The organism is Pseudomonas shirazensis (assembly GCF_014268785.2).
Taxonomy (GTDB): Bacteria; Pseudomonadota; Gammaproteobacteria; order Pseudomonadales; family Pseudomonadaceae; genus Aquipseudomonas; species Aquipseudomonas shirazensis.
Genome location: NZ_JABWRD020000001.1, coordinates 1,750,723 through 1,775,393 on the forward strand (window position 1 = coordinate 1,750,723; position 24,671 = coordinate 1,775,393).

Annotated in this window: 19 protein-coding genes; 8 read left to right on the top strand and 11 right to left on the bottom strand. The window is 63.5% G+C overall.

Annotation, left to right across the window (positions count from 1 at the left end; all coding sequences use genetic code 11):
• Positions 1-167 precede the first annotated feature (167 nt).
• Positions 168-2,135, top strand: coding sequence for a DNA topoisomerase III (locus tag HU736_RS08005; RefSeq protein ID WP_186698880.1), 1,968 nt, complete (start codon positions 168-170; stop codon positions 2,133-2,135).
• 15 nt (positions 2,136-2,150) lie between these two features.
• Here the strand turns inward: HU736_RS08005 and HU736_RS08010 are convergent, their stop codons facing one another.
• The 3 genes from HU736_RS08010 to HU736_RS08020 form a co-directional block, all read right to left on the bottom strand.
• Entirely contained in the window at positions 2,151-3,248 is a 1,098-nt protein-coding gene (locus tag HU736_RS08010) for an extracellular solute-binding protein (RefSeq protein ID WP_103437887.1), read from the bottom strand.
• Positions 3,248-4,357 carry an agmatine deiminase gene (gene aguA / locus HU736_RS08015; protein ID WP_186698877.1) on the bottom strand — a complete coding sequence of 370 codons (1,110 nt, stop codon included), beginning with the start codon at positions 4,355-4,357 and terminating at the stop codon, positions 3,248-3,250. Before aguA ends, HU736_RS08010 begins: the two co-directional genes overlap by 1 nt.
• Before the next feature lie 96 nt (positions 4,358-4,453).
• Positions 4,454-5,341, bottom strand: coding sequence for a LysR substrate-binding domain-containing protein (locus HU736_RS08020; RefSeq protein ID WP_186698875.1), 888 nt, complete (start codon positions 5,339-5,341; stop codon positions 4,454-4,456).
• A gap of 136 nt (positions 5,342-5,477) precedes the next feature.
• Here HU736_RS08020 and HU736_RS08025 point away from each other — a divergent pair, with 136 nt between their 5' ends.
• Positions 5,478-6,818 carry a glutamine synthetase family protein gene (locus HU736_RS08025; protein ID WP_186698873.1) on the top strand — a complete coding sequence of 447 codons (1,341 nt, stop codon included), beginning with the start codon at positions 5,478-5,480 and terminating at the stop codon, positions 6,816-6,818.
• 106 nt (positions 6,819-6,924) lie between these two features.
• Positions 6,925-7,704, top strand: coding sequence for a TSUP family transporter (locus HU736_RS08030; protein ID WP_186698871.1), 780 nt, complete (start codon positions 6,925-6,927; stop codon positions 7,702-7,704).
• On the opposite strand, the gene nudC is transcribed toward HU736_RS08030, so the two are convergent.
• Both nudC and HU736_RS08040 read right to left on the bottom strand, forming a co-directional pair.
• Positions 7,672-8,502: an NAD(+) diphosphatase gene (gene nudC / locus HU736_RS08035; protein WP_186698869.1), complete on the bottom strand. Its 831-nt coding sequence runs from the start codon at positions 8,500-8,502 to the stop codon at positions 7,672-7,674. The two genes, HU736_RS08030 and nudC, sit on opposite strands and share 33 nt — an antisense overlap.
• A gap of 35 nt (positions 8,503-8,537) precedes the next feature.
• Positions 8,538-9,350: a crotonase/enoyl-CoA hydratase family protein gene (locus tag HU736_RS08040; RefSeq protein WP_186698867.1), complete on the bottom strand. Its 813-nt coding sequence runs from the start codon at positions 9,348-9,350 to the stop codon at positions 8,538-8,540.
• 150 nt (positions 9,351-9,500) lie between these two features.
• Between HU736_RS08040 and nhaB the strand changes: the two genes are divergently transcribed.
• Positions 9,501-11,003, top strand: a complete 1,503-nt coding sequence (nhaB, locus tag HU736_RS08045) for a sodium/proton antiporter NhaB (protein ID WP_103437893.1) — start codon at positions 9,501-9,503, stop codon at positions 11,001-11,003.
• Between the two features lie 9 nt (positions 11,004-11,012).
• Here nhaB and HU736_RS08050 read toward each other — a convergent pair whose 3' ends face one another.
• The 4 genes from HU736_RS08050 to HU736_RS08065 all read right to left on the bottom strand — a co-directional run bounded on the left by HU736_RS08050 (position 11,013) and on the right by HU736_RS08065 (position 16,513).
• Positions 11,013-11,654: a LysE family translocator gene (locus HU736_RS08050; protein ID WP_101320875.1), complete on the bottom strand. Its 642-nt coding sequence runs from the start codon at positions 11,652-11,654 to the stop codon at positions 11,013-11,015.
• Between the two features lie 134 nt (positions 11,655-11,788).
• Complete coding sequence (cydB, locus tag HU736_RS08055) at positions 11,789-12,790, bottom strand: cytochrome d ubiquinol oxidase subunit II (RefSeq protein WP_103437894.1); 1,002 nt, start codon at positions 12,788-12,790, stop codon at positions 11,789-11,791.
• A 2-nt stretch (positions 12,791-12,792) separates the two neighbouring features.
• On the bottom strand, positions 12,793-14,169 hold the full coding sequence (locus HU736_RS08060; protein ID WP_103437895.1) for a cytochrome ubiquinol oxidase subunit I: 1,377 nt from the start codon (positions 14,167-14,169) through the stop codon (positions 12,793-12,795).
• Complete coding sequence (locus tag HU736_RS08065; protein WP_186698865.1) at positions 14,162-16,513, bottom strand: FdhF/YdeP family oxidoreductase; 2,352 nt, start codon at positions 16,511-16,513, stop codon at positions 14,162-14,164. Before HU736_RS08065 ends, HU736_RS08060 begins: the two co-directional genes overlap by 8 nt.
• A 152-nt stretch (positions 16,514-16,665) precedes the next feature.
• On the opposite strand from HU736_RS08065, the gene HU736_RS08070 reads away from it, so the two are divergent.
• On the top strand, positions 16,666-16,971 hold the full coding sequence (locus tag HU736_RS08070) for an NIPSNAP family protein (RefSeq protein ID WP_103437897.1): 306 nt from the start codon (positions 16,666-16,668) through the stop codon (positions 16,969-16,971).
• A 43-nt stretch (positions 16,972-17,014) separates the two neighbouring features.
• Here HU736_RS08070 and HU736_RS08075 read toward each other — a convergent pair whose 3' ends face one another.
• Positions 17,015-18,298 carry a Zn-dependent hydrolase gene (locus HU736_RS08075; RefSeq protein WP_103437898.1) on the bottom strand — a complete coding sequence of 428 codons (1,284 nt, stop codon included), beginning with the start codon at positions 18,296-18,298 and terminating at the stop codon, positions 17,015-17,017.
• A 50-nt stretch (positions 18,299-18,348) separates the two neighbouring features.
• On the bottom strand, positions 18,349-19,839 hold the full coding sequence (locus tag HU736_RS08080) for an NCS1 family nucleobase:cation symporter-1 (protein ID WP_186698863.1): 1,491 nt from the start codon (positions 19,837-19,839) through the stop codon (positions 18,349-18,351).
• Positions 19,840-20,438: 599 nt separating this feature from the next.
• Between HU736_RS08080 and hydA the strand changes: the two genes are divergently transcribed.
• The 3 genes from hydA to preA all read left to right on the top strand — a co-directional run bounded on the left by hydA (position 20,439) and on the right by preA (position 24,652).
• Entirely contained in the window at positions 20,439-21,878 is a 1,440-nt protein-coding gene (hydA, locus tag HU736_RS08085; protein ID WP_186698861.1) for a dihydropyrimidinase, read from the top strand.
• A gap of 131 nt (positions 21,879-22,009) precedes the next feature.
• Positions 22,010-23,377, top strand: coding sequence for an FAD-dependent oxidoreductase (locus tag HU736_RS08090; protein ID WP_186698860.1), 1,368 nt, complete (start codon positions 22,010-22,012; stop codon positions 23,375-23,377).
• Positions 23,378-24,652, top strand: a complete 1,275-nt coding sequence (gene preA, locus HU736_RS08095; RefSeq protein WP_101320890.1) for an NAD-dependent dihydropyrimidine dehydrogenase subunit PreA — start codon at positions 23,378-23,380, stop codon at positions 24,650-24,652.
• Positions 24,653-24,671: the final 19 nt, after the last annotated feature.

Here is a 24,671-nt window from a genome sequence, read left to right on the forward strand (position 1 = left end):
AGGGCCGCTTAAACCGGCCCTGTTTCGCAGCGGGCTGCAATGGCCCGCTGCGTGCTCTGCAACATTGACTCACCAGCAAGCTGTATATGCATACAGATAAAACTTGCCTGGCGGCGCTTCTTTGTCCATCCTGACGCTCATCGTCTGCCCATGAAGCGTTCTCGGCCATGCGCCTGTTTCTCTGCGAAAAACCCTCCCAGGCCAAAGATATCGCTAAAGTGCTCGGCGCCACCCGCCGCGGTGACGGCTGCTGGCAAGGCACTGACGTGTGCGTTACCTGGTGCATCGGCCACCTGCTCGAAACCGCCCCGCCCGACAGTTACGACGCCCGCTACAAGCGCTGGAGCCTGGACGATCTGCCGATCATCCCGGGCCAGTGGAAAATGCTGGTCAAGCCAAAAACCGCCAGCCAGTTCAAGGCAGTCAAACGCCTGCTTGGCGAAGCGCGCGAACTGGTCATCGCCACCGACGCCGACCGCGAAGGCGAGATGATCGCCCGTGAGCTGGTCGAGCACTGCCGGTACCGCGGCCCGATCCAGCGCCTGTGGCTGTCGGCGCTGGACGATGCCTCGATCCGCAAGGCCCTGGCCAAGCTGCTGCCCGGCAGCGAGACCTTCAGCCTGTACCATTCAGCCCTGGGCCGTTCGCGTGCCGACTGGCTGATCGGCATGAACATGAGCCGGCTGTTCACTCTGCTCGGGCGTCAATCCGGTTATCAAGGCGTGTTGCCCGTCGGCCGCGTGCAAACCCCGACCCTGCGCCTGGTGGTAGACCGCGATCGCAGCATCGCCGACTTCGTGCCGGTGCCGTTCTGGGCGATCGACGTGCAGCTTGAGCATGCCGGCAGCCTGTTCAACGCACAGTGGCGCGCGCCTGAAGACGCCTGCGATGATCAGGCCCGCTGCCTTAACCAGAGCCTGGCCCAGCAAGCCGCCGCCGACATGGCTGCGGCTGGCAGTGCGCAGGTCAGCAAGCTGGTCACCGAGCGCGTGCGCGAAGCCGCACCGCTGCCGTTCGATCTGGGCACCCTGCAGGAAATCTGCTCGAAGAAGTTCGGCTACGGCGCCCAGGAAACCCTCGACATCGCCCAGGCCTTGTACGAAACCCACAAACTGATCACCTACCCGCGCAGCGACTGCGGCTTTCTGCCAATGAGCCAGCATGCCGAGGCGCCGGCAGTTCTCGCTGCATTGCAGCGCGCCGATGCCAGCCTGGCGCCGCTGCAAGCGCACCTGCAGCCGCAACGCCGCTCGCGCGCCTGGAACGACGCCAAGGTCAGCGCCCACCACGGCATCATCCCCACTGCCGCCGCCAGTGACCCGGCGCGCCTGCCGCCCAAATACAAGGCCGTTTACACCCTGATCCGCGCGCGTTACCTGGCGCAGTTTCTGCCCAACCATGAATACGACCGCACCCAGGCTGATTTCGATTGCGCCGGCCACGCCCTGCGCGCCGTCGGCAAGCAGATTGTCGAACCCGGCTGGCGCCGCGCCCTGCCAGAGGCGCTGACGCCAGCCAAAGGCCGTGAGGCGCCGCCGGCGCAGGTGCTGCCAGCCTTGCAGCAAGGCCAGGCCTGCGCAGTGCGCAACGTCCAACTCAAGGACCTGTGGACCCAGCCGCCGAAACCTTTCACCGAAGGCGACCTGATCAAGGCGATGAAAAACGTCGCCAAGCTGGTGGATGACCCCAAGCTCAAGCAAAAGCTCAAGGAAACCACCGGCATCGGCACCGAGGCCACCCGCGCCAGCATTATCCAGGGCCTGCTCGACCGCGGTTATCTGGTCAAGAACGGCAAGGCCCTGGCCGCCACCCCAGCCGCGTTCAGCCTGATTGACGCCGTCCCACGGGCCATTGCCGACCCGGGCACCACGGCGATCTGGGAGCAGGCTTTGGACATGGTCCAGAGCGGCGAAATGACTCTCGAGGAATTCGTTGCCCGCCAATCGGCCTGGATGGGCAAGCTGGTAGAGCGCTGTAGCGGCATGCGCATGACCATCAGCGGCCCGCTGGTACCCGCCGGTGGCAAGAAGGCGCCCTGGAGCAAGAAGCGCCGCTCAGGCACCAAGGCCAAAGCGGCCGACGGCAAGCCCAAGGCGGCCAAGCCGAGGGTTGCCAGGCGCAAGGCCACTACCTGAGCCTTCGACCTGGCCTCAGGTGCCGCTCTTGAGTCGGCTGAAGGCTCGGGTCAGTTCGCGGTTGAATTGCTTGCCATTGTCGTTCTTGCTGTACAACCGCGCGCGCACCTCGGCCGGCGGATAGGTGCCGGGGGCGTTGCGGATCTGTGCATCGACCAGGCTGTCGGCGGCGCTGATCGCATTGGCGTAGTGAATGGTGTCGGTGATCGGTGCGATCACCTCCGGGCGCATCAGGTAGTCCATCAAGGCCCAGGCCGCCTGCGGGTGCGGTGCGTCCTTAGGCACCACCAGCGCGTCAAGCCAGATCAACGTGCCCTCCTTGGGGATTCGGTAAGCGAGGCTGTAGGTTTTGCCCGCCTGCTGCGCCTGGCCCTGGGCGATAGCCACGTTGCCGTTCCACGACATCGCCACGCAGGTCTCGCCGTTGGCCAGGTCGTTGATGTTGCGATCATTGTCGAAGTAGCGGATGTACGGGCGGATCTTGCGCAGTTGTGCCTCAGCCAGCTTTAGGTCCTCGAGGCGCTGCTGATTGATGTCCAGGCCCATGTAGCGCATCACTGCGGCAAACACTTCGTTGGGGTCATTGAGCAGGCTGACTCCGCAATCGGCAAATTTCGCTACCACCGCCGGGTCGAACAGCATCGCCCAGCTGTCCAGCGGCGCATCGCTCAGGCGTGCGGTCACGGCCTGCTGCTGAAAGCCGACCCCGGTGGTGCCCCAGGCGTAAGTCCCGGCATAGCGGTTGCCGGGGTCGAACACGGCCATGTGCTGACGAAACTCCTCGCCCACACCCTGCAGATGGGGCAGCCGGCTTTTATCCAGCGGCTGCAACGCGCCGCTGGCAATGGCCCGACTCAGGTGCTGACCGGCGCTGAGCACCAGGTCATAGCCGCTGCGCCCGGTCAGCAGTTTGGTTTCGGCGGTTTCAAGCGAATCGAAGTGGTCGGCGACCACGCGGATGCCGGTTTCCTTCTCGAAATTGCTCAGCGTGTCTGGCGCCAAATACTCGCCCCAGATGTACAGGTTGACGGTGGGCTGCGCCGCATCGGCGGCGTGCCCCGCCGCCGCGCTGCCGGCCAGCGCCAACCCAAGTGCCAGCACAGAGGTTTTCATCAGCGAGGTCCTCCGGCGTATTGCGGCATGGTGATGCAGGCAACGTTGCCGCCGCCGAGCAGAATCTCCCGCGAGTTTTCGATGCCGATGATGCGCTTGCCCGGGAACAGCTCTGCCAGGGTTGCCTGGGCCACGCTGTCATTGCGGTCGCCGAACAACGGCACGACGATGGCCGAGTTGCCGGCGTAGTAGTTGATGTAAGACGCACAGATCCGCGTGCCGGCTTCGCGCACATGAGTGCCGTCGACCTGATCCAGCCCGGCGGCTTCGGCAGAGGTCCACTGCAGCACATCAGGTTGGGGCAGCTTGTGCACCTTGAGCTCACGGCCGCGGCTGTCGCGGGTGCTGCGCAGGATGTCATAGGCTTCCTGGTAGATCTCCCACTGCGGGTCATCGCGGTTGTCGGTCCATTGCAGCACCACCTCGCCGGGCCGTACAAAGCAGGCCAGGTCGTCGACATGGCCGTCGGTTTCATCGAACTTGCAGCCACGTGGCAGCCAGATCACCTGCTCGGCACCAAGGTAATCCTGCAGGCGCCGGGTCACCTCTGCTTTGCCCAGATGAGCGTTGCGATTGCGGTTGAGCAGGCATTGCTCGGTGGTCAGCAGGCTGCCTTGGCCGTCACTCTGGATGCCGCCGAGTTCTGCGATCAATGGCGCGCGGTAGCGGTCCAGGTTTTCGATCTCGAGGACCTTGCGAGCGATCTGGTCGTCCTTGTCCCATGGGTAGTAGAGGCCACCGTCGAGGCCGCCATAGGCGTTGAATTCGAAGTCGACGCCGCGTACCTCGCCGCTGTCATCGTTGACCACGAAGCACGGCCCGCTGTCGCGAAACCAGGTGTCATTGCAAGTCATCTCCACTACCCGCACCGCCTCCGGTAGCAGGCGTCGGGCATTGGCGTATTGCGCGGCGGAGGCACATACAGTGACCGGCTCGCTGCTGGCAATCGCCTTGACGATCTCGACCCACACCTGCTGCGCCGGCTTGGCGCCATTGCGCCACACGTCCGGCCGTTCCGGCCAACCGAGCCAGCAGCCGCCCTTGGCTTCGAACTCGCCGGGCAAGCGGAAACCATCGGCCTTGGGGGTAGTGCTGAGCGAACGCGCCATGGGTCAACCTCGTCGTGACTGAGTGGGATGAGCCGAAGCTACGCCGCTAGCGGGCGCACATCCAACGATGAAAACTCAGCGATTGGTGAATTGAATTCACGGTTCGCTGATCTGTTCGATGAACCAGTCAACGAAGTCGCCCACTGCACCGCGCTCTAGGCGCAAGCGCTCGCAGACCAGCGCGTACTGCCCCTGCGCGGTCACACTGGCGCTGAACGGGCGCACCAGTCGGCCACTTTGCAGGTCGGCCTGGCAGGTCAGGTTGTCGCCCATGGCTACGCCCTGGCCGAGCAGCGCCGCCTCCAGCGCCAACGCCGCATGGGGGAAGTACAGCTGGCGGTTGGGCTGGCCGTCTTCGGCGTGGGTGGCCAGCCACGAAGTCCAGGTCTTGCCGTCCTGGTCGTCGTGCAACAGACAGTGGCGCAACAGCTCGCGCGGGCGCTTCATGGCGCTCTGGTTGAACAGGCCGGGGCTGCACACTGGAAAGAACTGCAGCAGCGGCAACGGCCGCACGAAGTGCGTGCTGGCGTCCAGCGCGCTGGTGCCGTAGGTGATCGCCAGGTCAACGTCCAGTGCTGGCGCCCCGGCATTGATCGGCTGTTCGAGTAGATGCAGGGTGATATGCGGGTAGCGGCTGCTGAAATCAGCCAGCCGATTGATCAGCCATTTTTGCGCCAGCTCTGCCGTCACCGCAACCCGCAGCACTGCCTGCGAAGCCGGGTCACGCAGCTCGTCACAGGCCTTGCCGATCAACTCGAAGGCCTGTTGCAACTGCTGCAGCAGGCGCTCTGCTTCAGCACTCGGGCGCACCTGGCGGCCGACCCGCTCGAACAACGCCACGCCCAGCTGCGCTTCCAACTGGCGAATCTGGTGGCTGACTGCGCTGTCGGTGACGCACAGCTCGGCCGCGGCCCGGCCGAAATGGCCATGGCGGGCGGCGCACTCGAACGTGCGCAAGGCGGTCAGCGAGGGCAGACGGCGCATGGTTTAAGTCCTGAAAGGCGGCTGATGGGCATCGCCAGCATCAGCCAGGCGTTGCAATAAATACAAGCTTGCTGGCGAAACCAGCACCAGCTGCTAGATTTTTCAGGCTGAATCACAGCGCCGTCTAGAGCTCGCAATGACCCCCACTACCCTGCTGGATGAAGTCCGCGCGTTTCGCAGCCAACACCCCGAAGTGCGCTATGTCGACCTGATCAGCCTGGACATCCCCGGGCATTTCTACGGTAAACGCTACCCCATCGACATGCTCGAAAAGCTCGCCGCCGGCAGCCCGCTGAAGCTGCCGCAGAACTGCGTGCTGCTCGGTGCCCAGGGTGGCTTGTTTCCGATCGGCGATTACTGCTTCAACGATGGCGACCCGGATGCACTGCGCCGGCTGATCCCCGGTACGCTTAAGCCGGTCAGCTGGGAGACGCAGCCACTCGGGCAGATGCTGATCAGCTCCGACGGCACCGATGCGCCCATAGAGTTCGAGCCGCGCGAGGTCCTCGCCCGGGTGCTGCAGCGTCTGCAGGCGCGGGGCATTCGCCCGGTGATTGCATTCGAGCTGGAGTTTTACCTGTTCGACTGCGCGCTGCAGGACGGACTGCCGCAGTTTCCCCGCGACCCGATCAGTGGCGATCGCGACGACCAACCCAACCTGCATATCGAACGTCTGTCGCGCTTCTGCGAAGTACTGCACGACATGGTCGAAACCGCCAACGCCCAAGGCGTCGATGCCAATGTCATCACCGCAGAGCTTGGCCCGGGGCAGTTCGAGATCAACTTCGGCCACTGCGACGACGGCCTGCGCGCCGCCGACTGGGCCGCCCTGTTCTGCCGCAGCAGCCGCGGTGTGGCGCGCAAGCACGGCCTGCGCGCCAGCTTCATGAGCAAGCCCTACCTGCAGGCACCCGGCAGTGGCATGCACGTACATGTCAGCCTCTACGACAGCAGCGGCAACAACGTGCTCGCCGCCGACCAGCAGCGGCCGTTGCGCCATGCCGTGGCCGGCTGCCTGGCGCTGCTGCCGCAGTGCATGCCGATCTTTGCCGGCAACCACAATGCGTTTCGCCGCTATGGCGCCATGGTCAACGCCGCCAGCCGCGCCAGCTGGGGCTTTGAAGACCGTGACGCGTGCATTCGCATTCCCGAGTCCGACTCACGCAACCTGCGCATCGAGCACCGCCTGGCCGGCGCCGACGCCAATCCGTACCTGGTGCTGGCGGCAATCCTCTGCGGCATGGAGCAAGGCCTGGCGGCCCGGCAAGAGCCAATTGCCCCGCTCAATGATGATCGCGCCAGCGGCATCGACTTTCCCAAGGACATGCTTAGCGCGGTGGCCGCGATGCAAGCGCATCCTGCGGTCAGTGCCGGGCTCGGTGAGGAGTTTGTGAAGGTGTATTGCGAAAACAAACGCCAGGACCACCTGGCCTTCATGGATGAAGTCAGCGCTCGCGAGTATCACTGGTTCCTGTAGCGGGCGGCAAAACCGCCTCGATACTGGCCACACCCGACGCTGGCGTTTACCATGGCAGCCTTTGGCGCGGCCTTTTGCCGCGCACTGCCGCTAAGCCTGAATCCTCATGCCTTTCGAACTCTCCGTTGAACCGTTGACGCTGCTGATCCTGACTCTGGTTGCGTTTGTTGCCGGCTTTATCGACGCCATTGCCGGCGGCGGTGGTCTGTTGACTACCCCTGCGCTGCTGACCGCGGGCATGCCGCCGCATCTGGTGCTGGGCACCAACAAACTCAGCTCGACCTTCGGCTCGGCCACCGCCGGCTTCACCTACTACCGGCGCAAGCTATTCCACCCGGCGCAGTGGCGTCCGGCGCTGTTCGGCACGCTGCTAGGTGCCCTGCTCGGCGCGGTGATCGCCCATTACCTGCCGGCGGAGTGGCTGAACAAGATGCTGCCGGTGGTGGTGTTTGCCTGTGGCATCTACCTGTTGTTCGGTGGCACGCCCAAGGCGCCGCTGGACGCCGATGCGCCGATCAAGAAAACCTGGCAGTTGCCTCAGGGCTTTACCCTGGGCTTCTACGACGGAGTCGCCGGGCCAGGCACCGGCGCGTTCTGGACAGTCAGCACGCTGCTGCTGTATCCGATCGATCTGGTCCGCGCCAGTGGTGTGGCGCGGAGCATGAACTTCGTCAGCAACGCGGCGGCGCTGACGGTATTCATCGCCTCCGGTCAGGTCGACTATATCGTGGGCCTGGCCATGGGCCTGGCGGTGATGGTCGGGGCGTTCTTTGGTGCACGCACGGCGATCAGCGGCGGCAGCAAGTTCATCCGCCCGGTATTCATCACCGTGGTCCTGGCGCTGACCGTGCGCCTAGCCTGGCAGCACTGGTTCGGCCAGGCCTAAGCGGCGCGCCACATACAGATCGATCAAGCGCCGGGCAATCGAACGCCCGGCCGGCAGTGGCGGCAGAGCATGCACGTTGAACCACTGCGCATCCTCGATCTCGTCCGGCTGCATGACGATCTCGCCACCGGCGTACTCGGCGTGAAAACCGAGCATCATCGAGTGCGGGAACGGCCAGCACTGGCTGCCGACGTACTGGATGTTCTTCACCTCTACCGCCACCTCTTCACGCACTTCACGCACCAGGCAGTCCTCAGCCGACTCGCCGGGCTCGGCAAACCCGGCCAGCGTGCTGTACACCCCAGTGACAAAGCGCGGTGAACGCGCCAGCAGGATCTCGTCGCCGCGGGTGACCAGCACGATCATGCTGGGCGAAATGCGCGGATAGCTGCGCAGGTCGCAGCTGGCACAGTGCATGGCCCGCTCCCAGTGGATCTGGGTCATGGCCTGGCCGCAGCTGCCGCAAAAGCGATGCTCACGCGCCCAGGTGCCGATCTGCGCCGCGTAGCCAAGCAGCTTGTAGATATCGAAGTCGCCTTCGAGCATGAACTGGCGCAGACCACGCCAACCGCAGCCGCTGACCTCGGCGGCGCTGCGCAGCTCCAGCAGGAACACCGGCTCACCTTCGAAATGACCGATGCCGTGCTCGCAGAGGATGTCCAGGTCCTGGCGCTTGAGCCATTCACGCGGGAACAGCACGCCGTTATCGTCCAGCAGAAACCCATCCGGGCCGCGGGCCACGGCCAGCCCTCCGGCGACATCGGGGTCGAGTACTGCGCTAGTCCAGCGTGCTGACATGGTGGGCTTTCCTTCAAGCGCGTCCACCGCCTCGGTCAGTCGGCGAACGTCGGTTTCTGTTTGCTCATGTGAGCCGCAACGGCGACCCGCAAGTCTTCGGACTGCAGCATGGCGGAGTTCCAGGTCGCAATGTACTCAAGGCCATCGGCGATACTGTGCTCGCGCATGTAATTGAGCATCTGCTTGCTGCCGGCCACGGCAATGGGGGATTTTCCCGCAATTTCACGGGCAATGGCAAAGACTCCGTCGAGCAGCGCCGCGTGATCGGGGTAAACCCGGTTGACCAGGCCGATCTGGCGCGCCTCCTGCGCCTCGACATAGCGCCCGGTGTAGGCCATTTCGCGCATTACGCCATCAGCGATGATCCGCGGCAGGCGCTGCAGGGTGCCGACGTCGGCGGCCATACCCATGTCGATTTCCTTGATCGAAAACTGCGCGTCGCTGCTGCAATAACGCATGTCACACGCCGAGATCAGGTCGATGGCGCCGCCCAGGCAGTAGCCCTGGATCGCTGCCAGTACCGGTTTGCGGCAGTTGTCGACGGCGGTGAAAGACGCCTGCATGTTGAGGATGGTCTTGCGTAGCAAGCGCGCATTGCGGCCGACGTCCTTGCCCAGCTGGTTGGCCAGCGAGGCCAGCATCATCAAGTCGATGCCTGACGAAAAGTGCTTGCCGGCGCCGCTGATGACCACTGCGCGGACCGCATCGGTGTCATCGATCCACTGGAAGATCTCGATGATTTCCTGCCAAAACGCCGCGTTCATCGCGTTGATTTTTTCCGGGCGGTTGATCTGCACGTGAGCGATGTTGTCGGTCAGTTCGACTGTGAACGCGGTGTAGTCGGTCATCGGCGGCACTCCGGTGGCAAAGGGGGTCTGCGCCGGACTATAGCGCACCCTCATGGCGGTACTTGTGCCAAAAGCGGGACTGTTGCCCTTGCGCAGCGGGCGTGCTTTGCGGCACCGTGCTCGACTGCAGAATCATAAGGATACAAATTCATGCAACGCTCCCTGCCGGGCACCATCGCCCATTCGTTTCTTGGCCAGGCGCCGCGCTGGTACAAGGCGGTCATCTGCCTGTTCCTGTTGCTCAACCCGCTGGTGCTGGCCACTCTAGGTCCGATAGCGACGGGCTGGCTGCTGGTGATCCAGTTCATCTTCACCTTAGGGATGGCACTCAAGTGCTACCCGCTGATGCCAGGCGGGCTGCTGCTGATTGAGGCGTTGTTGCTCAAGCTGACCACCGCCCAGGCGCTGTACGACGAACTACTGCACAACTTCCCGGTGATTCTGCTGCTGATGTTCATGGTCGCCGGCATTCACTTCATGAAGGAATTGCTGCTGTTTCTGTTTTCGAAGATCCTGCTCGGGGTGCACAGCAAGACCGTGCTGGCGCTGCTGTTCTGCGTACTGTCGGCGATCCTCTCGGCGTTTCTCGATGCACTGACGGTGACGGCAGTGATCATCAGTGCCGCAGTCGGCTTTTATGCGGTGTATCACCGGGTCGCTTCCGGTGCCAATCCGCGTGAAGACTCGGAGTTGGGCAGCGACCAGCAGGTCGCCCACCTACACCGCGAAGACCTTGACCAGTTCCGCACCTTTCTGCGTAGCCTGCTCATGCACGGCGCTGTCGGCACCGCGCTGGGCGGCGTCTGCACGCTGGTCGGCGAGCCGCAGAACCTGCTGATCGGGCATGAGCTGGGGTGGCACTTCGCTGAATTCTTCTTCAAGGTCGCGCCGGTATCGCTGCCGGTGCTGGGTGCCGGCCTGCTGACCTGCGTCGTGCTGGAAAAGCTACGCCTGTTCGGCTACGGCACCCTGATGCCGACGCGCGTGCGCCAGGTGCTGGCCGCCCACGCGGCCGAGGACGATGCCGCACGCACGCCGGCCCAGCGCCTGGCACTGTGGGTGCAAGGGCTGGCGGCGCTGCTGTTGTGCGTCTGCCTGGGCCTGCACATTGCCGAAGTCGGCTTGATCGGCCTGATGGTGATCGTTTTGATCACGGCCTTCACCGGTATCACCGATGAGCACCGTCTGGGCCGTGCCTTCCAGGACGCCATGCCATTCACCGCGCTACTGGTGGTGTTTTTTGCGGTAGTGGCGGTGATCCACCAGCAACAGCTGTTCAGCCCGTTGATCGCAGCTGTATTGGCCCTGCCGCCCGAGCAACAACCGGGCATGCTCTATCTGGCCAACGGCTTGCTCTCGGCAATCAGCGATAACGTGTTCGTTGCCACCATCTACATCACCGAAGTGAAGCAGGCGTTCATCGACGGGCGCATGAGCCGCGAGCACTTCGAGGCCCTGGCGGTGGCGATCAATACCGGCACCAACCTGCCCAGCGTGGCCACGCCCAATGGCCAGGCAGCGTTTCTGTTTCTGCTGACCTCGGCGATCGCGCCGCTGGTGCGTCTGTCGTACGGGCGCATGGTGTGGATGGCGCTGCCCTACACCGTGGTCATGGGCGGCCTGGGCTGGTATGCGGTGACCTACTGGTTGTAACGGCAGTGCTCAGGCGCTCTGGCGCCGCATGGCCAGGATCGCAGCGCCAAAGCCGATGAAGGTAGTGCCCACCACCCGGCTGACCCAGCGGGCAAACTGCGGCCGGGTCAGTACGCCTTTGGCCCGTGCTGCGAGGCTGGCGTAGACCGCCAGCGACAGCAGCGACAACGCCATGAAGATCGCGGTCAGGATCAAGAACTGCGGCAGCAATGCCGCGCCCTGATCGATGAACTGAGGAAACAAGGCGGTGAAAAACATGGTCGCCTTCGGGTTGGTCGCTGCGGTCAGAAATGCCGACTTGTATAGTTTCAGCCGCGTCGGCCTGAGCACTTTCACCGGCGCTGCGCCCGCCTCCGCCAGCATCGGATTCTTTTTCAGCAGCTGCTTGCCGCCGAGATAGAACAGGTAGGCTGCACCGAGAATCTTCACCGCATTGAACAGCACTTCCGAGCTGGCCAGCAGCGCGCCCAAACCGAGCATCGCCGCAGCCGACAGGCAGAACAGCCCGCTGACATTGCCCAGCGATGACCAGATCGCCGAACGTGCGCCGTACAGAATACTGTTGTTGATTGCCATCAACGAGGCCGGCCCTGGGCTGGCAATGGCGATCGCGGCGACCAGGGTGTAGGCAAGTAGCGAGTGGCTGTCCATGGCGTGTAACCCGATAAGAAAGTGAGGTGCTGCAGCGCTTGGCTGGGCACAAGAGGCTCCGATGCTAAAGCACTCACTCACCCGGCATAAGTTACAGATGACCCTGAATCAGGCCATACAGAGCCTTTGTGAATTCATTCGGACCTAGCGTCTGGCGCGCGAATCTTGCCGGCGAACACCCTGAAGCCGAGCGTGTTGTAAGCCAGGGTGATCGGCGCAATGATGGCGAAGCCGACCAGCATGAACGTCTGGCTGGTGGGTGAAGAAGCCGCCTGGGCCAGGCTCAGGTCTGGCGGGATGATCAGCGGAAACAGCGCCAGCAGCATCAGCGCAAATGCCACCGCCACCACGCCCAGTGCCATCAACAGCGGCAGGCAATGCCACCGGCTGCGCCAGGCCAGTTGATAGCCGAGCAGCAACAGCGTCACGCTCGCTAGCGAAGGCCCCGCAATCCACGGTTCGGACAAGCGCTGCCAGTAGCGCTGATCCACGCCCAGGGTGCAGATCAGCACTGCTGCCAGCAGGCTCAACGCCAACAGCGACAGATAGCGAGCCTGGCGCCGGCTGCGCTGGTGCAGGTCGCCCTCGCTGCGCCAGTACAGCCAGCAGGCGCCCAGCCACAGATAACCTGCGACCAACGCCAGGCCACACAACAAGGGAAAGCTGCCCAGCCACTCCCAACCATTACCGTTGTACTGCCCGGCCTTGTGCGGCACACCCTGCAGCAAGGTGCCCAGTGCCACGCCCTGGCAAAGCGTGGCCAGCAGCGAGCCGCCCAGCAACAGCGCATCGCCCATGCCCTTGCGCGGTAAATGCTCGCGAAACTCAATCCCCACCGCACGCACCAGCAGCGCCATGAACATCAGCAAGAACGGCACATACAGCGCCGGCAGCAAAATCGCATAGGCCAGCGGAAACAGCGCCAGCAAACCGCCCCCGCCGAGTACCAGCCAGGTTTCGTTGGCATCCCAGATCGGCAGAATCGACAGCAGCATGACCTGGCGTTGCTCAGGCCGCCGATTGATGCCCATCAGCATGCCCACGCCCAGGTCGGTGCCATCGAGCATCACATAGGTGAGCAACGCAAAGGCCAGCGCGCCGGCACTGAGCAAGGTCAAGGCATCCACGCCGAACATGCTCAAGTCTCCTCGCTCAAGGCCGGCGCCGGGCTGCGCTCGTCTGGCCCGGGTGGTTTGCCCAGCAGGCGCAGCAACAGCCACAGGCCCAGGCCAAATACCAGCGTGTACACCAACAGGATCGCCAGCGTGGCCCAGATCACTTTCGGCGCGGCCACCGGCGACAGGCTGTCTGCCGTGCGCAGCAGGCCATAGACAGTAAACGGCTGGCGGCCGACCTCGGTGACGATCCAGCCGCTGAGCATGGCGACAAAGCCCGCCGGCGCCAGCGCAACACTCGCGCATTGCAGCCAGCGGGCGTGCCACAACCGTCCGCGCCAGCGCAGCAGCAGGCTGGCAAGGCCCAACGCGGCCATCAACACACCGAGGCCGACCATCACGCGAAAGGCGTAGAACACGATGGCCACTGGCGGTAAGTCGGCCCGCGGGAACTCGTCCAGCGCACTGATGGTGCCGCTCAGGTCATGGGTCAGGTACAGCGAACCGAGGCGCGGAATCGCCACTTCGAAATGATTGCGCTGCTCGGCCATGTCAGGCACGGCGAACAGTCTTAGCGGCTCACCGGCACCTGCTGGCGGGCGGGTCCAGCTGCCTTCGATGGCAGCGACCTTGATCGGCTGCACCTGCAGTGTGTGCTGACCGTGCAGGTCGCCGGCAATGATCTGCACCGGTGCCAGCAGCGCGATTGCCCACAGCGCCATCGAATACTGCAGCCGAGCACGCGGATTGCCCGGCTGGCGCAGCAGATGCCAGCCCGCAGCGCCGGCGAGCATGGTCGCCGTGCCCAGCATTGCCGCCAGCAGCATGTGCGTTAGCCGATAAGGGAACGAAGGGTTGAACACGATCGCCCACCAGTCCTCGGCCAGAAAGCGGCCGTCGCCGGCCAGCGAGTAACCCGCTGGCGTGTGCATCCACGAGTTGGCCGAAATGATCCAGAAGGCACTGACCAGTGACCCCAGCGCCACCGCACAGGTCGCCAGAAAATGCAGGCGCGGGCCGACCTTGTTCAGGCCGAACAACATCACCCCGAGAAAGCCCGCCTCAAGAAAGAACGCCACCATCACTTCATAGAACATCAGCGGGCCGATCACCTCGCCCGCCTTCACCGACAACACTGACCAGTTGAGGCCGAACTGATATTCCATCACCAGCCCCGACGCTGTGCCGACCGCGACGGTCAGGGCGAAGATCTTCAGCCAGTAGCGGTAAAGGTCGAGACAGTGCTGATTGCGCCGCCACAGCCACAGCGCCTCGAGCACCAGCAACCACTGCGCCAGGCCAATGCTGAAGGCGGCCAGAACGATGTGAAAGCTGATGGTGATCGCGAACTGCGCGCGCGCCGCCAGCAACGCGGCGCCGGCATCAGCGGCTTCAAACAATCTGCTCGCCCTGCGCCAGCGCGCGCTGCAGGTCCTGCGCCGAGGGCTGCCCAGGATGCAGCGTCACCGGCACCGACTTGGCCGCCGGCACTTTGCTCCGTTCGGCGTGATGCCACAGCGGGATCAATGCGTTGCACTCGGGGTAATACGCCGCCGCGCAACCTGCGGGGATGTCGTAGGCGATGATCTGCATCGGCCCGACTTCGCGGCGCACGTCAGGCTCGACGGCGGTACGCAGGTTGACCCAGTCGCCCGGAACGAAGCCCAGCCGGGTGACATCGCTGCGGTTCATGAACACCACGCTGCGGGTACCATGCACGCCGCGAAAGCGGTCATCGTAGCCATAGATGGTGGTGTTGAACTGATCGTTGCTGCGCAGCGTCATCAACTGCAGTACATCACGCCGCTCAGGACTGACAGACACGTCATCATCATGCCCGGCCGTGACGAACTGCGCCTTGCCCGATTCGGTCTGCCACTGGCGCTCGCAGGCCGGCAGCGGCCGATGGAAACCACCGCGCTGCCACATGCGGGTTTCCATGTCGTGGAATATCTGCGGATACACCGCTGTGATCGCCTCGCGTATCAGCGCGTAGTCACGGCGCCAGGCGTCCCAGGGGATGTTCGCCTGCCCCGCGGTCAGGGTCGCTTCGGCCAGCCCGGCAATGATCGCTACTTCGGCGCGCAGGTGCTCGCTGGCCGGCTCCGCGGTGCCGCGCCAGCCATGCAGGCAGCCGGTACTGTCTTCGGTGCTGTAGCTTTGCGCCACACCGTCCTGGCGGTCGATCTCGATACGCCCCAGACACGGCAGCAACCAGCCATCGCGCCCCGGCAGCAAGTGGGTGCGGTTGAGCTTGGTGGCGACCTGCACGTTCAACTCAAGGTTGGCCCAGGCCGGCTCCATTCGCGAGGTGTCCGGGATAGCCCGGAGGAAGTTACCGCCCAGACCGATGAAGGCTTTCACCGAGCCTGCGAGGATGCCCTCACAGGTATCCACGGTAGCCAGGCCCATCTGCTCGGGCACCTTGAAGGCGAACAGCGCTTCAATCTTGTCCACCGGCACTTTGGCCGGATCTTCGGTGATCCCTACCGTGCGCTGGCCCTGTACGTTGGAATGGCCACGCACCGGGCACACCCCGGCACCGGGCTTGCCGATGTTGCCGCGTAGCAGCAACAGGTTGACCAGCATCTGCACGTTGGCTACGCCATGACGATGCTGGGTCATGCCCATGCCGAACACCAGCATCACCCGCTCACTGCGGGCATATACCGTGGCGGCGGCTTCCATCGCTGCGCGGGGCAGCCCAGAGCGCTGCTCGAGCGTAGCCCAGCTGTAGCTGTTGATCTGTTCGACAAAGCTGGCAAATCCCTCGGTATGTTCGGCGATGAAGGCATGATCGAGCACCGCCGGCCGGCCCTCGACATGCGCCACGCGGTCCATCTCCAGCAGCGTCTTGCTGATGCCAAGCACCGCCGCCAGATCGCCACCGATGGCCACTTGATGATACTGGCTGCTGATCACCGTAGAGTCTGGGCCAAGCATCTCGCGCGGTGACTGCGGGTTGACGAAGCGCTCCAGGCCGCGCTCGCGCAGCGGGTTGAAGGTGATGATCGGTACCCCGCGCCTGCGCGCGTGCTGTAGGGGGTGAAGCATGCGTGGGCTGTTGCTGCCGACGTTCTGGCCGAAGAAGAAGATGCAGTCGGTCTGCTCGAAGTCTTCCAGGGTAACCGTGCCGACCGGCACGCCAATGCTCTCCTGCAAGCCAACCGAGGTGCTCTCGTGGCACATGTTGGAGCTGTCCGGCAGGTTGTTGCTGCCGTAGGCACGGGCAAACAGCTGGTACATGAACGAGGCTTCCAGCGAAGCCCGCCCCGAGGCATAGAACACCACTTGCTCGGGCGACAGCCTGCGCAAGGTCTGGCCGATTTCACGGTAGGCCTGCTCCCAGCTCACCGGCAGATAGCGATCACTGGCACGGTCATAGCGCAGCGGTTCGGTCAAGCGCCCATGCTGCTCAAGGTCGTGGTCACTCCAGCTGCGCAGTTCGCTGAGCGTATGCCGTGCGAAGAACTCAGGCTCGGTGCGTAACGAAGTCAGCTCCCAGGCGGTAGCCTTGGCGCCGTTTTCACAGAACTCCAGCGCGTGCGGATTACCCGGTTTGGCCCAGGCGCAACTGACGCAGGCAAAGCCGTCCGGTTTGTTCTGCTTGAACAGCGCCTTGGGTGACTTGGCCAAGGCCTGCTCACGCCAGAGGATGGTCATCACGGAGTGCGCCGAACCCCAACCTCCCGCCGCCGAGTGATAGGGCTTGAAGCGGGCGTGCGGATGAATAAGCGACGACATGGCGTGCCTCGGTTGACTGGATCAGAGGATGTGTCTAGATATTACGAGGCGAGACTGAGGGCTAAAGTTCAGGGCGGTTGCGGCGGGTCGACGCCAACGGTCGATCCGGCTACTGTAGGCGGCCGAGTTCCCTCACGCAAAGGATTGAAGCTGTGATCACCTGCCACCTGAAATACGTTATCGACCCCTATCAGATACCTGCATTCGAGACCTACGCGCGGCTATGGATCGGCCTGGTCAATCGCATGGGCGGCACCCATCACGGTTATCTGCTGCCCGCAGAGGGCGCGAGCAATATCGCTTACTGTCAGTTCAGCTTCCCCAGCCTTGCCGCCTACGAGCAGTACCGCAAGGACTCGGAGAGCGACCCTGAGTGTCAGGCCGCATTTGCCCTGGCAACCGAACAGCGCTTTATCCTCAGCTACGAGCGTAGCTTCATGCGTCCCGTGTTCGGGTAAGTGCATCAGGGCAGCGCCTGCTGCCCTTTGCACATGTGCCCCGCTAGGCCGCCAGGCGCCCGCTGGCAATCGCCTCCGAGGCCGCCAGCATGGCGCGCAACAATACCGCGCATCCAGCGCCAAGATCTTCCGGCGTAGCGTTCTCGATTTCGTTGTGGCTGATGCCGTTTTCGCATGGCACAAAGATCATCCCGGCCGGCCCCAGCTCGGCAAGAAAGATCGCGTCATGCCCTGCCCCGCTGACGATATCCATATGCGACAGCCCCAGCGCACCTGCAGCACTGCGTACGGCTTCGACACAGGTCTTGTCGAAATACAGCGCAGGGAAATCCGCAGTCGGCGTCAGCTCGAAACTCAGACCATGTTTGGCACAGGTCGCCTCGATCACCGCTTGCACTTCGGCGATCATCGCTTGCAACCGATCGGCTTCAAGGTGACGGAAATCCAGGGTCATGCGTACTTCGCCGGGGATCACGTTGCGTGAGCCGGGATACGCCTGCAGGCAGCCGACCGTACCGCAGGCATGCGGTTGATGGCTGTGCGCGGTGCGGTTGACCGCTTCGACCACCGCCGCCGCGCCGACCAGAGCGTCCTTGCGCAGGTGCATCGGCGTCGGCCCGGCATGCGCCTCGACCCCGCGCAGGGTCAGGTCGAACCACTTCTGGCCAAGCGCGCCGAGCACCACGCCGATGGTCTTGGCCTGATCCTCAAGGATCGGCCCCTGCTCGATATGTGCCTCGAAATAAGCGCCCACCGGATGGCCGAGCACCGCGCGCGGGCCGGCGTAGCCGATCGCGTTCAAGGCCTCGCCGACGCTGACGCCTTGCGCATCGGTCTTGGCCAGCGTCTCTTCCAGGGTGAACTTGCCGGCGAACACCCCGGAACCCATCATGCACGGCGCAAAGCGTGAACCTTCTTCATTGGTCCACACCACCACTTCCAGCGGTGCTTCGGTTTCTACGCCCAGGTCATTCAGGGTGCGGATCACCTCCAGCCCGGCCATGACGCCGAAGCAGCCGTCGAACTTGCCGCCAGTGGGTTGGGTGTCGATATGGCTGCCGGTCATCACCGGTGCCAGCGCAGGATTACGCCCGGGCCGGCGGGCAAAGATATTGCCGACTGCGTCGATGCTGACGCTGCAGCCAGCGGCCTCGCACCACTGCACGAACAGGTCGCGCGCTTGGCGGTCGAGGTCTGTCAAGGCCAGCCGACAGACGCCGCCCTTGGGCGTGGCACCGAGGCGCGCCAGTTCCATCAATGATTGCCACAAGCGCTGGCTGTCGACGTGGCTGTGGCTGGATTGCAGGACTTCCTTGGCAGGGGTCATGGGCATATCTCCTCAGGCAAATGAGTGGCTGCGTGGTTGTGCGTCCGGCGTCATGGCAACTGCTTGGCCAGGCGCACCGGGCTGCGGGCGGCCAGCGGGCCGAGCACGTAGTACAGCGCCGCACCCAGCAGGGAACCTGTAAACCAGCCGTAGTCGTAGAACCAGCTAAAGCTGCTGTTGCCGATCGACATCACCGTCAGCGCCACTGGCAGGGCAAAGGCGACGAAACCGGCCCAATTCCAGGCCGGATAGACGTCGTCGCGGTACAGCCCGGCCAGGTCCAGTTGCTGGCGGCGGATCAGGAAGTAGTCCACCACCATGATCCCGGCGATCGGCCCGAGCAGGCTCGAATAGCCCAGCAGCCAGTTGGAATACACGCTCTCAAGGCTCAGGTCGGAGACGATCCAGCCCAGTTTCTTCAGCAGCTCATGGCCCATCAGCAGCAGGCCGATTACACCGGTCAGGAGCACTGCGCGGGTGCGCCCGATCAGGCGCGGGGCGATGTTCTGAAAGTCGTTGGTCGGCGAGACGATGTTGGCCGCGGTGTTGGTCGACAAAGTGGCAATCACGATCAGAGCCATCGCCAGCGCGACCCAGCCTGGGCTCTGGATGCGGCCGATCAGGCTGACCGGGTCGGATAGGGTTTCACCCACCAGCGACGCCGAGGCAGCGGTCAGCACCACGCCCAGTGAAGCGAACAGGAACATGGTCAGCGGCAGGCCGAAAATCTGCCCGAGAATCTGGTCCTTCTGGCTCTTGGCGTAGCGGCTGAAGTCGGGGATGTTCAACGACAAGGTGGCCCAGAAGCCGACCATCGCCGTCAGCCCGGCGCAGAAGTAACTGACCACGCTGGCGCCTTCCGGGCGTTTTGGCGGCTGCGCCAGCAGTTCGGTCATCGACATATGCGGCAAGGCCCAGAACAGCAGGCCAAAACCGACCGCCACCAGCAGCGGTGCCGAGAGCGTCTCCAGCCACTTGATCGACTCAGCCCCGCGCAGCACCACCCATAGGTTGAGCACCCAGAAGATCATGAAGCCGATCACCTCACCGGTGCCGGCCAGGGCCTTCCAGCCATCGAAGATCGAGCTGAGGAACAGGTGGATGGCCAGGCCGCCGAACATGGTCTGAATGCCAAACCAGCCACAGGCCACCACCGCCCGGATCAGGCACGGCACGTTCGAGCCGATGATGCCGAATGACGAGCGCAGCAGCACCGGGAACGGGATGCCGTACTTGGTGCCGGGAAAGGCGTTAAGGGTCAGTGGGATCAACACGATCAGGTTGGCCAGCAGGATCGCCAGCAGCGCTTCGCCCACACTCAGGCCGAAATACGCCGTGAGCACACCGCCCAGGGTGTAGGTCGGCACGCAGATGGACATGCCCACCCACAGCGCGGTGATGTGCCACTTGTTCCAGGTGCGCTGGTGCACCTTGGTCGGTGCCATATCGTCGTTGTAGCGCGGGCTGTCGAGGACGTCGGAGCCTTCGGACAACTCGCACAAGCCGTCCTTTTCGATCACTTGCGATCTGCTCTGTTGCATGGGGCCTTCTCCAGGTTTTTCTAATTGTTTGCTCATCGGGCTAATGCGATGGCCGGAGTACCACCAGCAGTACTGCACCTGCGGCCCGGCCTGGCTGCGGGCGCACTCAATAAACGTGCCGAGTCGGCCAAGGCCTGTCTCGCTTGCCGCCGCCGGCCGCAGGTAACGTGCTGTTGTGCAAAGCATTCAAGTCATTGTTCGGTGTTGCCCTCGGTGGTGGTGGCCGGTGAACGTCAAACCCTATTCACCGCTGTGGGTTTCAAACTGGTGCAGGCAATTTATTTTCAGTTTGACGTGCCTGAGTGTGACTGGATTTAAACAACTGATTTCGCATGAGAAATCTTGACCAAATTGGCATCTTGTCAAGTGCGTCAAAATGGTGAGATGCCTCACCATTTTGGTGAATTTTGATTTTTATCCTTATAAATCAGTTGCTTAATAACGATATATGCTTATAAAAATATTTCTTGAACAATAGTAGATCAACAACTAGATTTCATTCTTGTCAGGTCTGACAGGATTGAAAATATCCTCCAGCTACTGGCAGCACGATAATTTCAAGAACCGGCCAAGACCGGTCAGCCTGCGAGGAAGACGGCATGTCCCTGATGATCCGTGGTGCCACCGTGGTCACCCACGAAGAGAGCTACTCCGCCGATGTCCTGTGTGTCGATGGCCGTATCCAGGCCATTGGGCAAAACCTCGATGTACCCGCCGGCTGCGAGATCCTCGATGGCAGTGGCCAGTACCTGATGCCTGGTGGCATCGACCCGCACACCCATATGCAATTGCCGTTCATGGGCACCGTGGCCAGCGATGACTTTTTCACCGGCACCGCTGCAGGCCTGGCCGGTGGCACCACCTCGATCATCGACTTCGTCATCCCCAACCCGCAGCAGTCGCTGCTCGAGGCTTTTCATAGCTGGCGCGGCTGGGCCGAGAAGTCGGCCAGTGACTATGGTTTTCATGTCGCCATCACCTGGTGGAGCGAACAGGTTGCCGAAGAGATGGGCGAGTTGGTGGCCAAGCATGGGGTCAACAGCTTCAAGCATTTCATGGCCTACAAGAACGCGATCATGGCGGCCGACGATACTCTGGTCGCCAGCTTCGAGCGCTGCCTGCAACTGGGCGCGGTGCCGACCGTGCATGCCGAAAACGGCGAGCTGGTCTATCACCTTCAGCAAAAGCTGCTGGCCCAGGGCATGACCGGCCCCGAGGCACACCCGCTGTCACGCCCGCCGCAGGTAGAAGGTGAAGCCGCCAGCCGTGCCATCCGCATCGCCGAGACGCTGGGTACGCCGGTGTATCTGGTGCACGTCTCGACCCGCGAAGCACTCGACGAAATCACCTACGCCCGGGCCAAGGGCCAGCCGGTCTACGGCGAAGTGCTGCCGGGCCACCTGCTGATCGACGACAGCGTCTATCGCCACCCGGACTGGTCCACAGCCGCCGGCTATGTGATGAGCCCGCCGTTCCGCCCGCGCGAGCACCAGGAAGCGCTGTGGCGCGGCTTGCAATCGGGCAACCTGCACACCACTGCAACCGATCACTGCTGCTTCTGCGCCGACCAGAAAGGCGCCGGGCGCAATGACTTCAGTCGCATCCCCAACGGCACCGCCGGCATCGAAGACCGCATGGCCGTGCTCTGGGACGCAGGCGTAAACAGTGGCCGGTTGTCGATGCACGAGTTTGTTGCGCTGACCTCGACCAACACCGCGAAGATCTTCAACCTGTTCCCGCGCAAGGGCGCGATTCGCGTCGGCGCCGATGCCGACCTGGTGCTGTGGGACCCGCAAGGCACACGGACGATTTCGGCCAAGACCCACCATCAACGGGTCGACTTCAATATCTTCGAAGGCCGCACCGTGCGCGGTATCCCCAGCCACACCATCAGCCAGGGCCGACTGGTCTGGGCTGACGGTGACCTGCGCGCCGAAGCCGGCGCCGGGCGCTACCTGGAACGGCCCGCCTACCCCTCGGTATTCGAAGTGCTCAGCCGCCGCGCCGAGCACCAGCGCCCGACGCCAGTCGAGCGTTGATTCAGCCTGCAAGGCGCACCGGCCCGGGAGAGGCCGGGCGCAGCCGTATTGCTGTTGTCTGCCATCAACCCAGACCGGCCAGGCGAGTAACCGCCGCCTGTACCGACAAAAAAAAGAGAGAGGCTCCAACCGTGATCGATGCCCTGAAGCACTTGCCGCGCCCGCGTGCCGGCGCCGAACAACTGGCCGATAACTTCGGCGATCTCGCCCCACCCCTCACCGCCCGCCAGGCCGCTGTGGAAAGCGCTCGCTGCCTGTATTGCTTCGATGCACCGTGCATCAACGCGTGCCCCAGTGATATCGACATTCCGTCGTTCATCCACCGAATCAGCGACGACAACCTGCAAGGTGCGGCCGAGAAGATTCTCTCGGCGAACATCCTCGGCGGCAGCTGCGCGCGGGTCTGTCCGACCGAGATCCTCTGCCAGCAAGCCTGCGTACGCAACAGCGCCCAGGAATGCGCACCGGTCCTGATCGGCTTGCTGCAACGCTACGCAGTAGACAATGCCAATTTCAGTGAACACCCGTTCAAGCGCTCACCCGCCAGCGGCAAGCGCATTGCCGTGGTCGGCGCAGGCCCTGCCGGGCTGTCGTGCGCGCACCGGCTGGCCATGCACGGGCATGACGTGGTGATCTACGAAGCGCAGGAGAAGGCCGGTGGCCTCAATGAATACGGCATCGCCCGCTACAAGCTGGTGGACGACTACGCCCAGCGCGAGGTCGATTTCTTGCTCGGCATCGGCGGCATCGAGATTTGCCATGGCCAGCGCCTGGGCGCCAACCTCAGCCTCACCGAGCTGCATCAGCAATACGATTCGGTGTTCCTCGGTGTGGGCCTGAATGCCGTGCGCCAGCTGGGTCTGGCGGACGAAGAGGCGCCAGGCCTGCTTGCAGCCACCGAGTACATCCGCGAGCTGCGCCAGGCTGATGACCTCAGCCAACTGCCGCTGGCAGAGCGCTGCCTGGTGATCGGCGCGGGCAACACGGCGATTGATATGGCCGTACAGATGAGCCGCCTCGGCGCTCGCGACGTCAACCTGGTGTATCGCCGCGGCCATGCCGACATGGGCGCCACCGAGCATGAACAGGATATCGCCAAGGCCAACCAAGTCCGCTTGCACACCTGGGCGCGCCCCGATGCGGTGTTGCTGGATGACATGGGTCGCGTGCGTGGCATGCGCTTCATACGTACCGAGATGGCCGACGGTCGCCTGCGCGACACCGGCGAAAGCTTCGAGCTGGCTGCCGATGCCATCTTCAAGGCCATCGGCCAACGCTTCGACGACGCCAGCCTGAGCGACCCACTGGCCGCGCAACTGGCCCGCGACGGCGAGCGCATTCGCGTCGACCAGTGCCTGCGCACCAGCCTACCCGGCGTGTATGCCGGCGGTGACTGCACGGCGCTCGGCCAGGACCTCACCGTAGAGGCAGTGCAACACGGCAAACTGGCCGCTGAAGCCATCCATGCCCAACTCATGCTCAATGTGGAGGCCGCATAAATGGCCGATCTGTCGATCGTATTCGCTGGCATCAAGGCGCCCAACCCGTTCTGGCTGGCCTCCGCACCACCCACCGACAAGGCCTACAACGTGGTTCGCGCATTCGAGGCGGGCTGGGGCGGTGTGGTCTGGAAAACCCTCGGCGAAGACCCGGCCGCAGTCAACGTGTCGTCGCGCTACTCGGCGCACTTCGGCGCCAACCGGCTGGTGCAGGGCATCAACAATATCGAACTGATCACCGACCGTTCCCTGGAGATCAACCTGCGCGAGATCACCCAGGTGAAGAAGGACTGGCCGGATCGCGCGCTGATCGTGTCGCTGATGGTGCCCTGTGAAGAGGAGTCGTGGAAGTTCATCCTGCCGCTGGTCGAAGCCACCGGCGCCGACGGCATCGAGCTCAACTTTGGCTGCCCCCACGGCATGCCCGAGCGCGGCATGGGCGCGGCGGTCGGCCAGGTGCCCGAATACGTCGAGATGGTTACCCGCTGGTGCAAGACCTACTGCTCGCTGCCGGTGATCGTCAAATTGACGCCGAACATCACCGACATCCGCCAGTCGGCCCGCGCTGCCCATCGCGGAGGCGCCGATGCGGTGTCGCTGATCAACACCATCAACTCGATCACCAGCGTCGATCTGGACCGCATGGTCGCCCACCCTATCGTTGGCGATCAGAGCACCCACGGCGGCTACTGCGGCTCGGCGGTCAAGCCGATCGCGCTGAACATGGTTGCAGAAATTGCCCGCGATCCGCAGACCCGCGGCTTGCCGATCTGCGGCATCGGTGGCATTGGCAACTGGCGTGATGCTGCCGAGTTCATCGCCCTGGGCAGTGGCGCGGTACAGGTGTGCACGGCGGCGATGCTGCATGGTTTTCGGATTGTCGAGGACATGCAGGACGGCTTGTCGCGCTGGATGGATCAGCATGGCCATCAAAGCCTGGAAGCGTTCCGCGGTCAGGCGGTGGCGCACACGACTGACTGGAAGTACCTGGACATCAACTATCAGGTCATCGCCAAGATCGATCAGGATGCCTGCATCGGTTGTGGCCGCTGCCATATTGCCTGCGAAGACACCTCGCACCAGGCCATCGACAGCACGGTCAAGGCTGATGGCACGCACATCTACAGCGTGATCGATCAGGAGTGTGTGGGCTGTAACCTGTGCCAGATCACCTGCCCGGTCGAGAATTGTATCGAGATGGTCCCGCAGGACACCGGCAAGCCTTATCTGAACTGGACCCAGGACCCGCGCAACCCCTACCGCGAAGCCAGCTGAGGGCTGAACAGCGGCTATA

Excerpts from the sequence above, each read along its gene's own strand:
- HU736_RS08005 (WP_186698880.1), top strand. The coding sequence starts at position 168 with ATGCGCCTGTTTCTCTGCGAAAAACCCTCCCAGGCCAAAGATATCGCT.
- HU736_RS08010 (WP_103437887.1), bottom strand. The coding sequence starts at position 3,248 with ATGAAAACCTCTGTGCTGGCACTTGGGTTGGCGCTGGCCGGCAGCGCG.
- aguA (WP_186698877.1), bottom strand. The coding sequence starts at position 4,357 with ATGGCGCGTTCGCTCAGCACTACCCCCAAGGCCGATGGTTTCCGCTTG.
- HU736_RS08020 (WP_186698875.1), bottom strand. The coding sequence starts at position 5,341 with ATGCGCCGTCTGCCCTCGCTGACCGCCTTGCGCACGTTCGAGTGCGCC.
- HU736_RS08025 (WP_186698873.1), top strand. The coding sequence starts at position 5,478 with ATGACCCCCACTACCCTGCTGGATGAAGTCCGCGCGTTTCGCAGCCAA.
- HU736_RS08030 (WP_186698871.1), top strand. The coding sequence starts at position 6,925 with ATGCCTTTCGAACTCTCCGTTGAACCGTTGACGCTGCTGATCCTGACT.
- nudC (WP_186698869.1), bottom strand. The coding sequence starts at position 8,502 with ATGTCAGCACGCTGGACTAGCGCAGTACTCGACCCCGATGTCGCCGGA.
- HU736_RS08040 (WP_186698867.1), bottom strand. The coding sequence starts at position 9,350 with ATGACCGACTACACCGCGTTCACAGTCGAACTGACCGACAACATCGCT.
- nhaB (WP_103437893.1), top strand. The coding sequence starts at position 9,501 with ATGCAACGCTCCCTGCCGGGCACCATCGCCCATTCGTTTCTTGGCCAG.
- HU736_RS08050 (WP_101320875.1), bottom strand. The coding sequence starts at position 11,654 with ATGGACAGCCACTCGCTACTTGCCTACACCCTGGTCGCCGCGATCGCC.
- cydB (WP_103437894.1), bottom strand. The coding sequence starts at position 12,790 with ATGTTCGGCGTGGATGCCTTGACCTTGCTCAGTGCCGGCGCGCTGGCC.
- HU736_RS08065 (WP_186698865.1), bottom strand. The coding sequence starts at position 16,513 with ATGTCGTCGCTTATTCATCCGCACGCCCGCTTCAAGCCCTATCACTCG.
- HU736_RS08075 (WP_103437898.1), bottom strand. The coding sequence starts at position 18,298 with ATGACCCCTGCCAAGGAAGTCCTGCAATCCAGCCACAGCCACGTCGAC.
- HU736_RS08080 (WP_186698863.1), bottom strand. The coding sequence starts at position 19,839 with ATGCAACAGAGCAGATCGCAAGTGATCGAAAAGGACGGCTTGTGCGAG.
- hydA (WP_186698861.1), top strand. The coding sequence starts at position 20,439 with ATGTCCCTGATGATCCGTGGTGCCACCGTGGTCACCCACGAAGAGAGC.
- preA (WP_101320890.1), top strand. The coding sequence starts at position 23,378 with ATGGCCGATCTGTCGATCGTATTCGCTGGCATCAAGGCGCCCAACCCG.